The sequence below is a fragment of the Streptococcus infantis ATCC 700779 genome, assembly GCF_000187465.1.
GTDB lineage: Bacteria > Bacillota > Bacilli > Lactobacillales > Streptococcaceae > Streptococcus > Streptococcus infantis.
Map to the genome: position 1 here is coordinate 94,055 of NZ_GL732439.1, position 12,848 is coordinate 106,902.

Sequence of the window (12,848 nt, forward strand, 5' to 3'; positions counted from 1 at the left end):
ACAAAATCTATGAGGAGGTATTCATCGTGAAACGTACTTATCAACCAAGTAAACTTCGTCGTGCGCGCAAACACGGATTCCGTAACCGTATGTCAACTAAAAACGGTCGTCGCGTATTGGCAGCTCGTCGTCGTAAAAGACGCAAAGTTTTGGCTGCATAATCCAAACAAATGAAACAAAGAAGTCAGTAGGAACTCGAGCCTACTGATTTTTCTTTTATCTAAAAGATAGAATTTTCTAAAGTTATTGATTGAGAATAAACATTTTAGAAGACGTCTTGAAAAAATCACATATAGAAAAAGCTCAAGATCAGAAGATAATTTCTCTGATTTTGAGCTTTTCTTTATTCTTTCAAATGATAAGAGTAGCTAGCAATAACGACATCTTCGTGCCATCTGAGAGCATATTTTAATTTAAGGCTCATTTGATTGTGGAGGATATTTTGCCAAGGTTTGTTAGGGATAAATTGGGGTACTAGAACTGTAACCGTGTAGTTCTTTTTCTTGGCTTCTTGAGAAATCTTTCGAACATATCGAACTGTAGGTGTGATAATATCGCGATAGCTGGTATTAATGTTTTTAAGAGTAATATTTGGGAAGTAGTCGGCAAATTCTTGGAGGATTTCTTGGTCTTTTTCCTCAGTTTCCTTGGTGGAAATGTGCATGGCCAAAACTTCATCTCCAATGCTTTGAGCGTAGTTAATAGCACCAACGCTTACTCGAGTAACATTTCCCACTAAGACAAGGACGACATTGCCGTCGTAGGTTTTCTTTTGAATTCCTTCATAAAGTCGAAGTTGTTTGGCTACTTTTTGGTAATGACTGTGGATGGACAAAAAGAGGAAGGTTAAGACTAGGATAATTGGGAAGAATGGCCAGATATCTCCAAGTCTAAAGAGAAGTAGAATAAGGACGATAGCGTAACAAATGATGGCACCAAGGATATTTGCAAAGGCAGATTTTAAGAAATGAGAGCCTTTTTCTTTTTTCCAGTGGCGAATCATCCCTGTTTGAGAAAGTGCAAAAGGAACGAAAACTCCAATTGTATAGAGAGGGATCAAGCGTTCTGTATTTCCGTTAAAAATGAGCAGAAGAATCATAGCGCCAAAGGCTAGTGTTAAGATACCGTTTGAGTAACCTAGGCGGTCTCCCTTCTCCATAAAGAGATGGGGCATGTACTTGTTCTTGGCCATATTGTAAGCTAACATCGGAAAGGCCGAAAAACCAGTATTTGCAGCGACGGCTAGGATTAAGGCTGTTGAAAATTGGAAGAGATAATAAACAATCTGACCAAGAGCTGAATTCCCTAAAATTCCTTTAGCCATTTGTGAAAGGATTGTTTCTCCGTGTTGAGGTGTAATCCCCATCCAGTAGTTTAAGAAGGTAATCCCTGCAAATAGAAATCCAAGAATCAGAGACATGATGGTCAGTGTCTGAGCAGCGTTCTTCTCTTTGGGAGTTTTGAAAAACGGAACAGCATTTGAGATAGCTTCAACTCCAGTTAGTGAAGCCGAACCGCTGGTGAAGGCTCTTAAAATCAGGACAATTGAGAGACTTGGGACAGTTTGACCAATTGCAGAAGTTGCATGATAGCTGAGAGAACCTGTCAATAGTTGGAAAATACCAAACAATAAGAGGAAGACCGTACTAAAGATAAAGAGATAGACAGGGATCATCAGCGAACTAGCAGATTCCCTCAAGCCTCGCAGATTCAAAAGCATGAGTAAACAGACCAGAAAAATAGAAATGTGGAGGTTGTAGGGATGGAGAGCAGGAAGTGCTGCTGTAATCGCATCAGCACCTGCAGCCACGGATACGGCTACTGTTAGCATATAGTCTACAAGCAAACTTCCCCCAGCAATCAAACCGAGCTCAGGAGAAAGATTTTCTCGTGTTACCATATAGGCACCCCCACCTTGAGGGTAGGCGTGAATGATTTGTCGGTAAGAAATGGTTAGACTAGCAAGTAGCAAGAGGACAAAAATGCCGATAGGGAGACTCCACCAAATAGCAAGGGGAGAAAGACTAGCCAAGACAAGGACGACCTGCTCAGGTCCATAGGCGATAGATGAAAGGGCATCGCTTGAGAGCATTGCAAGTGCCTGTGTTTTTCCAAGTAGCCCTCCTTCGCCTTCAGTTAAGGACTTAAGGGGACGACCAATAAAGGTATATTTTAGTTTTGTAAACATTTTCTTTCCTTTTCTGAAAATTTCAACAAGAGTTATTATACTGCTATGAAAAAAAGTCGTCAAGAAAAAATGAATGATTTCAAAATATTTTTTCCTATAAGGATGAGACTAGTTTTTTTGGTATAATAGAAGGTAGAAAAAACGAGGAAATATAAATGATTTTTGATACTCATACCCACTTGAATGTGGAAGAATTTTTGGGACGCGAAGAAGAAGAACTTGCCTTAGCGGCTGAAATGGGTGTAACTCGGATGAATATTGTTGGTTTTGATAAACCGACTATTGAGCGTGCTCTTGAACTAGTGGACAAGTATGACCAACTCTATGCGACGATTGGCTGGCATCCAACGGAAGCAGGGACATACACAGAGGAAGTGGAGTCTTACTTGCTAGAAAAACTAAAACATCCAAAAGTTGTTGCCTTGGGTGAGATTGGTTTGGACTACCACTGGATGACGGCATCTAAGGAAGTTCAAGAAAAGGTTTTTCGTCGTCAGATTCAGCTATCTAAGGAATTAGATTTACCTTTTGTGATTCACACCCGTGATGCGCTCGAAGATACCTATGAAATTATTAAGAGTGAGGGAGTTGGTCCACGTGGCGGCATCATGCACTCCTTCTCAGGTTCTCTAGAGTGGGCTGAGAAGTTTGTGGAGCTTGGTATGACAATTTCCTTTTCTGGAGTAGTGACTTTCAAGAAGGCGACAGATATTCAGGAAGCGGCCAAAGAGTTGCCTTTGGATAAGATTTTGGTAGAGACAGATGCACCTTATTTAGCCCCAGTACCCAAGCGTGGTCGTGAAAACAAGATAGCTTACACGCGCTATGTAGTAGACTTTATTGCGGACTTGCGTGGCATGACGACAGAAGAATTAGCTGCTGCGACAAGTACCAATGCAGAAGGCATCTTTGGATTGGAACGTAAATCATGAAAGAGAAAATTTCCCAAGTCATCGTAGTTGAAGGACGCGATGATACGGCCAATCTCAAACGTTATTTTGATGTGGAGACCTATGAGACTCGTGGCTCAGCTATCAATGAGCAGGATCTCGAACGAATCCAACGTCTACACCAACGTTATGGGGTGATTGTCTTTACAGATCCTGATTTTAACGGGGAACGCATTCGTCGGATGATTATGACGGCCATTCCGACAGTTCAGCACGCCTTTCTCAAACGTGATGAGGCAGTGCCAAAATCTAAGACCAAGGGACGTTCTCTAGGAATTGAGCATGCTAGCTACGAAGACTTGAAGGCAGCACTAGAACAAGTAACTGAACAGTTTGAAGTAGAAAGCGACTTTGATATTAGCCGTAGCGACTTGATTCGCCTTGGTTTTCTAGCCGGAGCAGATAGCCGAAAACGCAGAGAATATCTTGGAGAAAGTCTTCGTATCGGTTATTCCAATGGGAAACAACTCCTTAAACGTTTAGAGTTATTCGGTATAAGTCTAGCTGAAGTTGAAGAAGCTATGAAATCGTATGAGAATTGAGAAACTCCCCCAAAATGTAGAGGGAATGTGATACAATAGAAGTAAGCATATACGGTTTAATCAGGCTTGGTAGCAAGTATTAGAAAAGTGACTCCATAGGATTTGTGCTGAGTGGAGATAATGAGGAAAAGTTATGGGAATCTTTGATTTTTTAAAAAAGACAGAAGAAACAAAAACAACTGAAACAACTGAATCCAATAAGGAAGCAGAAGAGTCTAAAAACAATGCATGTGTGGGAGTTTTGGACTTTCTCCCAATGAAAGAAACGAATCAATTATTGATCGTTGGGAGTCTAGAAGGTAGTATCAAGGTTGGAGATCAGTTGCAATTTTGCAATCCCGACCAAGGAATGGAAAGTCTTGGTACTGTAGAGGTTAAAAAGCTTAGCAGTCAAAACAAAGATGCAGATAGTCTAACTGATGAAGTTCTTGCCCATCTAGTGGTTGATAGGGTTCCTTCTTTGGATAAATTGAAAAAAGGAAGTGTGCTTTTTAGTTCAGGTGTTGAGGAAGAGCAAAAATTATCTAGCTATTCAGATGCTCTTTATCGTGCTTTTGTAGCCATCCAAGAGGGTCAGTTAACAAATGAAGACTATTTGGCAGCTAGTCTTGATGATAGCGTAGAGATTTTACGTCTCTTTTTATGGAAATGCCGTCAAAATCAAGAAACTGAAAGTGAAGAAAGCTATCAAGCCAACACTCGTAAGTTGGAACGTCTAGCGGAAATCGTCAAAGACAAGTTGTTAGCAGCAGATTCGATTTACGCAGTTTATTCGGAAAAAACAGGCGAACCTTACCTCTTTTCAACTACTTATGATAGAGGTGAGGAAGGTTATCTGTGTACTGATCCCATGATTATGCTTTTGACACCATCTTGGTATCGCCAATTCAAGGAAACCATTGACAGCCGACCAAACTCAGTCGTAAAACTGATTGAAAATACGGAAGATAAAAAAGAAATTGAGAATTTTCTTGGGACAGCCTTTTATTTAGACGGTGCTTTAGGTGCTTTCTTTAATAGTAAGGAAGTAAGCATCAGTGCCTCAGCCTTGGTTCAAAAACCAGATTTTTCTGATTTACCAGAAATACAAGTGCCTGTCATGAATCCTGACCTGGTAAGATGGATGCTCTTGATGGGGCAGATGGACCAACCGACTACAGAAGAGCAAGAACTAGTTTATGGACTTTACTACAAGTTCTTCTCTATGGCTATGCCTAAAGCAAAATTCTTGCTTCCATTAGATGCAGCATCAGGATTCCCAGAGGATAATTCAGAAGGGAACTCCTTTGTCTTGAAAAAAGATTCTAGTTTCAACATTCCAGTTAAAGAAGGAAAAGATGGGCGAAACTCTGTTCCAGTATTTACAGATTGGAAACGTCTGCGAATGGTTTTTGATGAAAAGTGGAATGGCATGATAGAAGAAGCTGGAGGTATGATTGAAGGCTTTGACTATGCCATTAACCCAACGGAATACTATGAAGCAGGTGCTTATGTTAGCCTAACAGCTTTTAGAGACATGCAAAAGCTTAGTGAGGAACAAGAAGGAAGAGCTCAAGATTAGAAAGTTCTTTAATATTAGAAAAGAGAATAAATGAGAATTGCAGATTATAGCGTGACCAAGGCGGTGCTGGAGCGTCACGGTTTTACCTTTAAAAAATCCTTCGGGCAAAATTTCTTGACCGATACCAATATCCTTCAAAAGATTGTGGATACGGCTGAAGTTGATGACCAGGTCAATGTTATTGAAATTGGTCCAGGGATTGGTGCCTTGACTGAATTTTTAGCTGAGCGCGCAGCTGAAGTCATGGCCTTTGAGATTGACCACCGTTTGGTACCGATTTTAGCAGATACCTTGCGTGATTTTGACAATGTGACCGTAGTCAACGAGGACATTCTAAAAGTTGACCTAGCGCAACATATCCAGAATTTTAAAAATCCTAACCTGCCTATTAAGGTAGTAGCCAACTTGCCTTACTATATCACGACGCCTATTCTCATGCACTTGATCGAGAGTGGCATTCCTTTTAGTGAGTTTGTGGTCATGATGCAAAAAGAAGTGGCAGATCGTATCTCTGCTAAGCCAAATACCAAGGCTTACGGTAGCTTGTCCATTGCAGTTCAGTATTATATGACGGCCAAGGTTGCCTTTATCGTGCCTCGTACAGTATTTGTGCCAGCGCCAAACGTGGACTCAGCTATCTTGAAAATGGTGCGCCGTCCAGAGCCAGCTGTAGCAGTGGAAGACGAGAACTTCTTCTTTAAGGTTTCCAAGGCTAGTTTCACCCATCGTCGTAAAACCTTGTGGAACAACTTGACAGGTTACTTTGGAAAGACTGAGGAAATCAAGGACAAGCTGACTAAGGCTTTGGACCAGGCTGGACTAGTACCAAGTGTACGTGGTGAAGCTCTAAGCTTGGCAGAATTTGCCAGTCTAGCAGATGCGCTTAAAGGACAAGGACTCTAGGATGCAGGGACAAATCATTAAAGCCTTGGCTGGCTTCTACTATGTGGAGAGTGATGGTCAGATTTATCAGACACGTGCGCGTGGGAATTTTCGTAAAAAAGGCCATACACCCTATGTTGGAGATTGGGTAGAATTTTCTGCAGAGGAGAACTCAGAAGGCTATATATTGGAAATTCATGAACGAAAAAATAGTCTGGTTCGTCCACCCATTGTCAATATTGACCAAGCCGTTGTCATTATGTCCGTCAAGGAACCTGATTTTAATAGCAATTTGCTGGATCGCTTCTTGGTTCTTTTAGAGCATAAGGACATTCATCCTATCGTCTATATTTCCAAGATGGACTTACTGGAAGATGGGGGAGAACTGGATTTTTACGAGCAGACCTATGGTGCTATTGGTTACGATTTTGTGACTAGTAAAGAGGAACTCTTGCCCCTGTTGACAGGCAAAGTGACAGTCTTTATGGGGCAGACAGGTGTTGGGAAGTCAACCCTGCTTAATAAAATTGCACCTGACCTCAATCTTGAAACAGGAGAAATCTCAGACAGTCTAGGTCGTGGTCGCCATACTACTCGAGCTGTTAGTTTTTACAATCTCAATGGTGGCAAAATCGCAGATACACCAGGTTTTTCGTCGCTAGATTATGAAGTATCAAGTGCTGAAGAGCTGAACCAGGCCTTTCCAGAGATTGCTAGTGTCAGTCGAGACTGTAAGTTCCGTACTTGTACGCATACTCATGAGCCATCTTGTGCAGTGAAACCAGCAGTAGAAGAGGGCAACATTGCAAACTTCCGTTTCGACAACTATCTGCAATTCCTCAGTGAGATTGAAAATCGCAGAGAAACCTATAAAAAAGTCAGCAAAAAAATTCCAAAATAAGGAGAAACCTATGTCTCAATACAAGATTGCTCCGTCAATTCTGGCAGCAGATTATGCCAACTTTGAACGTGAAATTAAACGCCTAGAAGCAACTGGGGCAGAATACGCCCATATCGATATCATGGATGGTCAATTTGTACCTCAGATCAGCTTTGGTGCAGGTGTAGTCGAAAGTCTTCGACCTCATAGTAAGATGGTCTTTGACTGCCACTTGATGGTATCAAATCCCGAACATCATTTAGAGGATTTTGCGCGTGCAGGAGCTGACATCATCAGCATCCATGTTGAAGCGACACCTCATATCCATGGAGCTCTTCAAAAGATTCGTTCTCTCGGTGTTAAACCTTCGGTTGTCATTAACCCTGGAACACCTGTTGAGGCGATTAAACATGTCCTTCACTTAGTTGACCAAGTATTGGTCATGACGGTTAATCCTGGATTTGGTGGGCAAGCTTTTCTACCTGAAACTATGGACAAGGTTCGTGAGTTGGTTGCCCTTCGTGAGGAAAAAGGCTTGAAATTTGAAATCGAAGTCGATGGTGGTATTGATGACCAGACCATTGCTCAAGCCAAAGAAGCTGGTGCAACAGTTTTTGTAGCGGGATCTTATGTCTTTAAGGGAGATGTCAATGAACGAGTGCAAGCTCTCAGAAATCAACTGGACTAAAGCTGCAGTTTTTGCAGGGGGAGACCGCGGCCACTACCGGACAGATTTTGACTATTTTGTCGGTGTGGATCGAGGCTCACTCTGGGTATTGGAAGAAGAACTTCCTCTTGCTTTAGCAGTTGGGGATTTTGATTCTGTGACTGTAGAAGAAAGTCAGTTGATTCAAGAACGTGCCCAGAACTTTGTCCAAGCTCAGCCAGAGAAGGATGATACCGATCTGGAACTAGCACTGTTAACGATTTTTGAAAAAAATCCTCAGGCTCAGGTGACCATTTTTGGTGCCCTAGGAGGTCGCATCGACCATATGCTGGCTAATGTCTTTCTGCCTAGCAATCCCAAATTAGCACCCTATATGCGTCAAATAGAGATTGAGGATGGGCAAAACTTGATTGCCTATTGTCCAGAAGGTACCAGTCAACTAGAGCCACGTTCGGACTACGATTATCTGGCCTTTATGCCGGTTCGGGATAGCCAGTTGACTATTCTTGGTGCCAAGTATGAACTGACAGAGGAGAATTTTTTCTTTAAGAAAGTTTACGCTTCTAACGAATATATAGATAGGGAAGTTTCGGTGACTTGCCCAGATGGCTATGTGGTTGTACTGCATAGCAAGGACAGGAGATAGGATGGAGATTATATTACTACTGTTACTAATTGCTAACCTAGCCGGCCTCTTTCTTATTTGGCAAAGGCAGGATAGGCAGGAGAAATACCTGACCAAAAGTTTAGAAGACCAGGCAGATAACCTTTCAGATCAGTTAGATTATAGATTTGAGCAAGCCAGACAGTCTAGTCAGCTGGACCAAAAAAATCTTGAAGTGGCTGTTAGCGACCGTTTGCAGGAGGTACGAATCGAATTGCACCAAGGTCTGACCCAGGTTCGACAGGAGATGAATGAAAACCTCCTCCAAACCAGAGATAAGACTGACCAACGACTACAGGCCTTGCAGGAGTCAAATGAGCAACGCTTGGAACAGATGCGCCAAACGGTTGAGGAAAAGTTAGAAAAGACTTTGCAGACACGCTTGCAAGCGTCTTTCGAGACAGTTTCAAAGCAACTGGAATCTGTCAATCGCAGTCTTGGAGAAATGCAGACGGTTGCCCGTGATGTCGGCGCTCTTAATAAGGTCTTATCTGGTACAAAAACTAGAGGAATTCTAGGAGAATTGCAACTGGGGCAGATTATCGAAGATATCATGACACCTGCTCAGTATGAACGAGAATTTGCAACGGTTGAAAATTCGAGTGAGCGAGTCGAGTACGCCATCAAGTTGCCTGGACAAGGTGACCAAGAATATGTCTATCTACCGATTGATTCTAAGTTTCCACTGGCAGATTATTACCGCTTAGAAGAGGCTTATGAAGCAGGTGACAAGGACGAGATTGAGCGCTGTCGTAAGTCTCTCCTAGCAAGCGTCAAGCGTTTTGCTAAGGATATTAAGAGTAAGTACCTGGCGCCACCTCGGACAACCAATTTTGGAGTTCTGTTTGTTCCGACAGAAGGTCTTTACTCAGAAATCGTTAGAAATCCGATTTTCTTTGATGGTTTGAGACGGGAGGAGCAGATTATCGTAGCTGGACCAAGTACCTTGTCAGCCCTTCTTAACTCCCTATCTGTTGGCTTCAAAACTCTAAATATCCAAAAGAGTGCTGACCATATTAGTCAAACTCTAGCCAACGTCAAAACCGAATTTGGCAAGTTTGGTGGTATTCTGGTTAAAGCGCAAAAACACCTCCAACATGCCACTGGTAATATTGATGAATTGTTAAACCGACGTACTTCAGCTATTGAGCGAACTCTCCGACATATTGAATTGTCAGAAGGTGAGCCTATGCTTGATTTGCTCCAGTTCCAAGAAGATGAGGAAGAATATGAAGATTAGTCACATGAAAAAAGATGAACTGTTCGAGGGCTTTTACCTGATCAAATCAGCCGATCTGAGACAGACGCGTGCTGGGAAAAATTACCTAGCTTTCACCTTCCAAGATGATAGTGGGGAAATCGAAGGAAAGCTCTGGGATGCCCAACCTCATAACGTTGAGGCCTTTACTGCAGGAAAAGTTGTCCACATGCAAGGGCGTCGTGAAGTTTACAACAACACTCCACAGGTAAATCAAATCACCCTTCGCTTACCTCAGCCTGGCGAACCCAATGACCCAGCAGACTTCAAGATCAAATCACCAGTGGATGTTAAAGAAATCCGTGAGTATATGGCACAGATGATTTTCAAGATTGAAAATCCCATCTGGCAACGAATCGTTCGGGCCCTCTATACCAAATATGATAAAGAATTTTATTCTTATCCAGCTGCAAAAACCAACCACCATGCCTTTGAAACAGGGCTTGCTTATCATACAGCGACTATGGTTCGTTTAGCAGAGGCAATTGCAGATGTCTACCCACAACTCAATAAGAGCTTGCTTTATGCGGGAATTATGCTTCATGACCTGGCTAAGGTTATTGAGTTAACAGGTCCGGACCAGACAGAGTATACAGTGAGAGGAAATCTTATCGGCCATATCGCCTTGATTGATAGCGAGATTACCAAAGCGGTTATGGAACTTGGTATTGATGATACTCGAGAAGAAGTGGTGCTTCTGCGCCATGTGATTCTCAGCCACCATGGATTACTCGAGTATGGTAGTCCTGTTCGTCCTCGTGTGATGGAAGCTGAAATTATTCATATGATTGATAATTTGGATGCGAGTATGATGATGATGTCAACAGCTCTGTCTCTTGTTGATGAGGGTGAAATGACCAATAAAGTCTTCGCAATGGACAATCGTTCCTTCTACAAGCCAAAATTAGACTAGAAACTAAAAAAATGAGCTTTATTTAGATAATAAAGTTCGTTTTTTTTGCTTTAGTGTGTTATAATGAGAAAAAGACTAATTAAAAAGAATGGTGAATAACTAATGAAATTAAGAAGAAGTGATCGGATGGTTGTTATTTCCAATTATTTGATTAACAATCCATACAAATTAACCAGTCTCAATACCTTTGCGGAAAAGTATGAATCTGCCAAATCTTCTATTTCAGAAGATATTGTCATTATTAAGCGCGCCTTTGAAGAAATTGAAATCGGCCATATTCAAACGGTGACAGGTGCTGGTGGTGGGGTTATTTTCACACCATCTATCTCTACCCTTGAGTCCAAAACAATCATCCAAGAGCTTCGCGATAAACTTTCAGAGAGTGACCGCATTCTGCCAGGAGGCTACATTTATTTGTCTGATCTCCTTAGTACTCCGGCTATTTTAAAAAATATCGGTCGCATTATTGCCAAGAGCTTTATGGACCAAAAGATTGATGCTGTTATGACGGTAGCGACCAAAGGGGTTCCGCTTGCAAATGCAGTAGCAAATGTTCTCAACGTACCTTTTGTCATTGTCCGTCGTGACTTGAAAATCACAGAAGGTTCAACTGTGAGTGTTAACTATGTTTCAGGTTCTAGCGACCGTATTGAAAAAATGTTCCTTTCAAAACGTAGCCTTAAGGCAGGAAGCCGTGTCCTGATTGTTGATGACTTCTTGAAAGGCGGAGGAACGATTAACGGTATGATTAGCCTTTTAACAGAGTTTGATTCTGAGTTAGCTGGTGTAGCTGTCTTTGCTGATAATGCTCAGGAAGATCGTGAACAGCAGTTTGACTACAAATCACTCTTAAAAGTTACCAATATTGATGTGAAGAACCAACAAATTGAAGTTGAAGTTGGGAATATCTTCGAAACAGAAAAATAAGAGAGAATAAGATGCTTAAAGGTTGGAACTTTCGTCCCAGCCTTTCTTTGATAATGAATATGAAGGAGCCCTATGAAGACGCCATTTATTAAACGTGAAGACTTAGAAAAGATTGTTGAAGAGTTTCCAACTCCATTCCATCTCTACGATGAAAAAGGTATTCGCGAGAAAGCACGCGCAGTTAATGAAGCTTTCTCTTGGAATAAAGGCTTTAAAGAATACTTCGCAGTTAAGGCAACCCCAACTCCAGCTATCTTGAAGATTTTGCAAGAAGAAGGATGTGGAGTGGATTGTTCTAGTTATGTAGAACTCTTAATGAGTCACAAGCTTGGGTTTACAGGGGCGGAGATGATGTTTTCATCAAACAATACACCAGACCAAGAGTACGCCTATGCCCGTGAATTAGGGGCGACTATCAACTTGGATGCCTTTGAAGATATCGACCATTTAGAGTGCGCTGCGGGGATTCCTGAGATTATCTCTTGCCGTTACAATCCTGGTGGCGTATTTGAACTAGGAACGGATATTATGGATAATCCTGGTGAAGCTAAGTTCGGGATGACAAAGGAACAGCTCTTTGAAGCCTTTGCTATCTTGAAAGAAAAGGGAGCAAAAACTTTTGGGATTCATTCCTTTCTAGCTTCTAATACAGTGACTCACCTCTACTATCCAGAATTAGCACGTCAGCTTTTTGAACTGGCTGTAGAAATCAAGGAAAAGTTAGGTATTTCGCTGGACTTCATTAATCTTTCTGGAGGAATCGGGGTCAACTATCGTCCGGACCAGGAGCCAAATGATATTGCTTTAATTGGTGAGGGGGTTCGTCGGGTTTATGAAGAAGTTCTTACGCCAGCAGGTCTTGGTCAAGTTAAGATTTTTACAGAACTAGGACGCTTTATGTTGGCGCCTCATGGAATTCTAGTGACTAAAGTAACCCATAAAAAGAAAACCTACCGAACTTATCTCGGAGTAGATGCATCAGCTGTCAATCTTATGAGACCGGCTATGTATGGAGCCTATCACCACATCACCAATATGATGAATCCTGGCGGTCAGACGGAAGTAGTTGATGTTGTTGGCTCTCTTTGTGAAAACAACGACAAATTTGCGGTTAATCGTGAACTACCTCAAACAGAAATTGGTGACCTACTAGTGATTCATGATACAGGTGCTCATGGCTTCTCTATGGGCTACCAGTACAATGCCAAACTTCGTTCAGCAGAAATCCTCTATACAGAGGACGGGGGTGCACGGCTAATCCGTAGAGCAGAGCGACCTGAGGACTATTTTGCAACTCTCTATGGCTTCGACTTTGACAAAGATTAGAAAAATTTTTGAAAATCATGAAAGTTGAAAGTGAAAAACAGTTTGTTTTCTAAAAAATAGACAAAATCTATTGTTTTTCCTTTCAAGCGT

13 protein-coding genes are annotated in these 12,848 nt (G+C 41.8%); 12 read left to right on the plus strand and 1 reads right to left on the minus strand.

Going from position 1 to position 12,848, the window contains the following annotated elements; all coding sequences use genetic code 11:
- Positions 1–26: 26 nt before the first annotated feature.
- Entirely contained in the window at positions 27–161 is a 135-nt protein-coding gene (rpmH, locus tag HMPREF9423_RS02780; RefSeq protein ID WP_006147821.1) for a 50S ribosomal protein L34, read from the plus strand.
- A 182-nt stretch (positions 162–343) separates the two neighbouring features.
- On the opposite strand, the gene HMPREF9423_RS02785 is transcribed toward rpmH, so the two are convergent.
- On the minus strand, positions 344–2,188 hold the full coding sequence (locus tag HMPREF9423_RS02785; protein ID WP_006147822.1) for an APC family permease: 1,845 nt from the start codon (positions 2,186–2,188) through the stop codon (positions 344–346).
- 155 nt (positions 2,189–2,343) lie between these two features.
- On the opposite strand from HMPREF9423_RS02785, the gene HMPREF9423_RS02790 reads away from it, so the two are divergent.
- From HMPREF9423_RS02790 to HMPREF9423_RS02840, 11 genes are all read left to right on the plus strand, one after another.
- The gene (locus HMPREF9423_RS02790) at positions 2,344–3,120 is read left to right on the plus strand and encodes a TatD family hydrolase (RefSeq protein WP_006147823.1); all 777 of its coding nucleotides are present in this window, start codon (positions 2,344–2,346) and stop codon (positions 3,118–3,120) included.
- Entirely contained in the window at positions 3,117–3,680 is a 564-nt protein-coding gene (gene rnmV / locus HMPREF9423_RS02795; protein ID WP_006147824.1) for a ribonuclease M5, read from the plus strand. Before HMPREF9423_RS02790 ends, rnmV begins: the two co-directional genes overlap by 4 nt.
- Positions 3,681–3,813: 133 nt before the next feature.
- A complete protein-coding gene (locus HMPREF9423_RS02800; protein ID WP_006147825.1) occupies positions 3,814–5,241 on the plus strand; it encodes an SseB family protein in 1,428 nt (475 codons plus the stop codon).
- A 30-nt stretch (positions 5,242–5,271) separates the two neighbouring features.
- Complete coding sequence (gene rsmA, locus HMPREF9423_RS02805; RefSeq protein ID WP_006147826.1) at positions 5,272–6,144, plus strand: 16S rRNA (adenine(1518)-N(6)/adenine(1519)-N(6))-dimethyltransferase RsmA; 873 nt, start codon at positions 5,272–5,274, stop codon at positions 6,142–6,144.
- 1 nt (position 6,145) lies between these two features.
- Positions 6,146–7,024, plus strand: a complete 879-nt coding sequence (rsgA, locus tag HMPREF9423_RS02810) for a ribosome small subunit-dependent GTPase A (RefSeq protein WP_006147827.1) — start codon at positions 6,146–6,148, stop codon at positions 7,022–7,024.
- Between the two features lie 10 nt (positions 7,025–7,034).
- Positions 7,035–7,691 (plus strand): ribulose-phosphate 3-epimerase, encoded by a 657-nt coding sequence (rpe, locus tag HMPREF9423_RS02815; RefSeq protein ID WP_006155637.1) that lies wholly within the window; start codon positions 7,035–7,037, stop codon positions 7,689–7,691.
- Positions 7,654–8,316: a thiamine diphosphokinase gene (locus tag HMPREF9423_RS02820; RefSeq protein WP_006147829.1), complete on the plus strand. Its 663-nt coding sequence runs from the start codon at positions 7,654–7,656 to the stop codon at positions 8,314–8,316. Before rpe ends, HMPREF9423_RS02820 begins: the two co-directional genes overlap by 38 nt.
- A gap of 1 nt (position 8,317) precedes the next feature.
- Positions 8,318–9,574, plus strand: coding sequence for a DNA recombination protein RmuC (locus HMPREF9423_RS02825; protein WP_006147830.1), 1,257 nt, complete (start codon positions 8,318–8,320; stop codon positions 9,572–9,574).
- Positions 9,564–10,505: a 3'-5' exoribonuclease YhaM family protein gene (locus tag HMPREF9423_RS02830; RefSeq protein WP_006155634.1), complete on the plus strand. Its 942-nt coding sequence runs from the start codon at positions 9,564–9,566 to the stop codon at positions 10,503–10,505. The genes HMPREF9423_RS02825 and HMPREF9423_RS02830 overlap by 11 nt, the downstream gene beginning before the upstream one ends.
- Positions 10,506–10,607: 102 nt before the next feature.
- Positions 10,608–11,432, plus strand: coding sequence for a pur operon repressor (purR, locus tag HMPREF9423_RS02835; protein ID WP_006147832.1), 825 nt, complete (start codon positions 10,608–10,610; stop codon positions 11,430–11,432).
- A 72-nt stretch (positions 11,433–11,504) separates the two neighbouring features.
- Positions 11,505–12,758, plus strand: coding sequence for a diaminopimelate decarboxylase (locus HMPREF9423_RS02840; RefSeq protein ID WP_006147833.1), 1,254 nt, complete (start codon positions 11,505–11,507; stop codon positions 12,756–12,758).
- Positions 12,759–12,848 lie beyond the last annotated feature (90 nt).

Bases quoted from the DNA above. Each gene is read 5' to 3' on its own strand.
- rsmA (WP_006147826.1), top strand. From the start codon at position 5,272: ATGAGAATTGCAGATTATAGCGTGACCAAGGCGGTGCTGGAGCGTCAC.
- purR (WP_006147832.1), top strand. From the start codon at position 10,608: ATGAAATTAAGAAGAAGTGATCGGATGGTTGTTATTTCCAATTATTTG.
- rsgA (WP_006147827.1), top strand. From the start codon at position 6,146: ATGCAGGGACAAATCATTAAAGCCTTGGCTGGCTTCTACTATGTGGAG.
- HMPREF9423_RS02790 (WP_006147823.1), top strand. From the start codon at position 2,344: ATGATTTTTGATACTCATACCCACTTGAATGTGGAAGAATTTTTGGGA.
- HMPREF9423_RS02825 (WP_006147830.1), top strand. From the start codon at position 8,318: ATGGAGATTATATTACTACTGTTACTAATTGCTAACCTAGCCGGCCTC.
- HMPREF9423_RS02785 (WP_006147822.1), bottom strand. From the start codon at position 2,188: ATGTTTACAAAACTAAAATATACCTTTATTGGTCGTCCCCTTAAGTCC.
- HMPREF9423_RS02800 (WP_006147825.1), top strand. From the start codon at position 3,814: ATGGGAATCTTTGATTTTTTAAAAAAGACAGAAGAAACAAAAACAACT.
- rpe (WP_006155637.1), top strand. From the start codon at position 7,035: ATGTCTCAATACAAGATTGCTCCGTCAATTCTGGCAGCAGATTATGCC.
- HMPREF9423_RS02840 (WP_006147833.1), top strand. From the start codon at position 11,505: ATGAAGACGCCATTTATTAAACGTGAAGACTTAGAAAAGATTGTTGAA.
- rnmV (WP_006147824.1), top strand. From the start codon at position 3,117: ATGAAAGAGAAAATTTCCCAAGTCATCGTAGTTGAAGGACGCGATGAT.
- HMPREF9423_RS02830 (WP_006155634.1), top strand. From the start codon at position 9,564: ATGAAGATTAGTCACATGAAAAAAGATGAACTGTTCGAGGGCTTTTAC.
- HMPREF9423_RS02820 (WP_006147829.1), top strand. From the start codon at position 7,654: ATGAACGAGTGCAAGCTCTCAGAAATCAACTGGACTAAAGCTGCAGTT.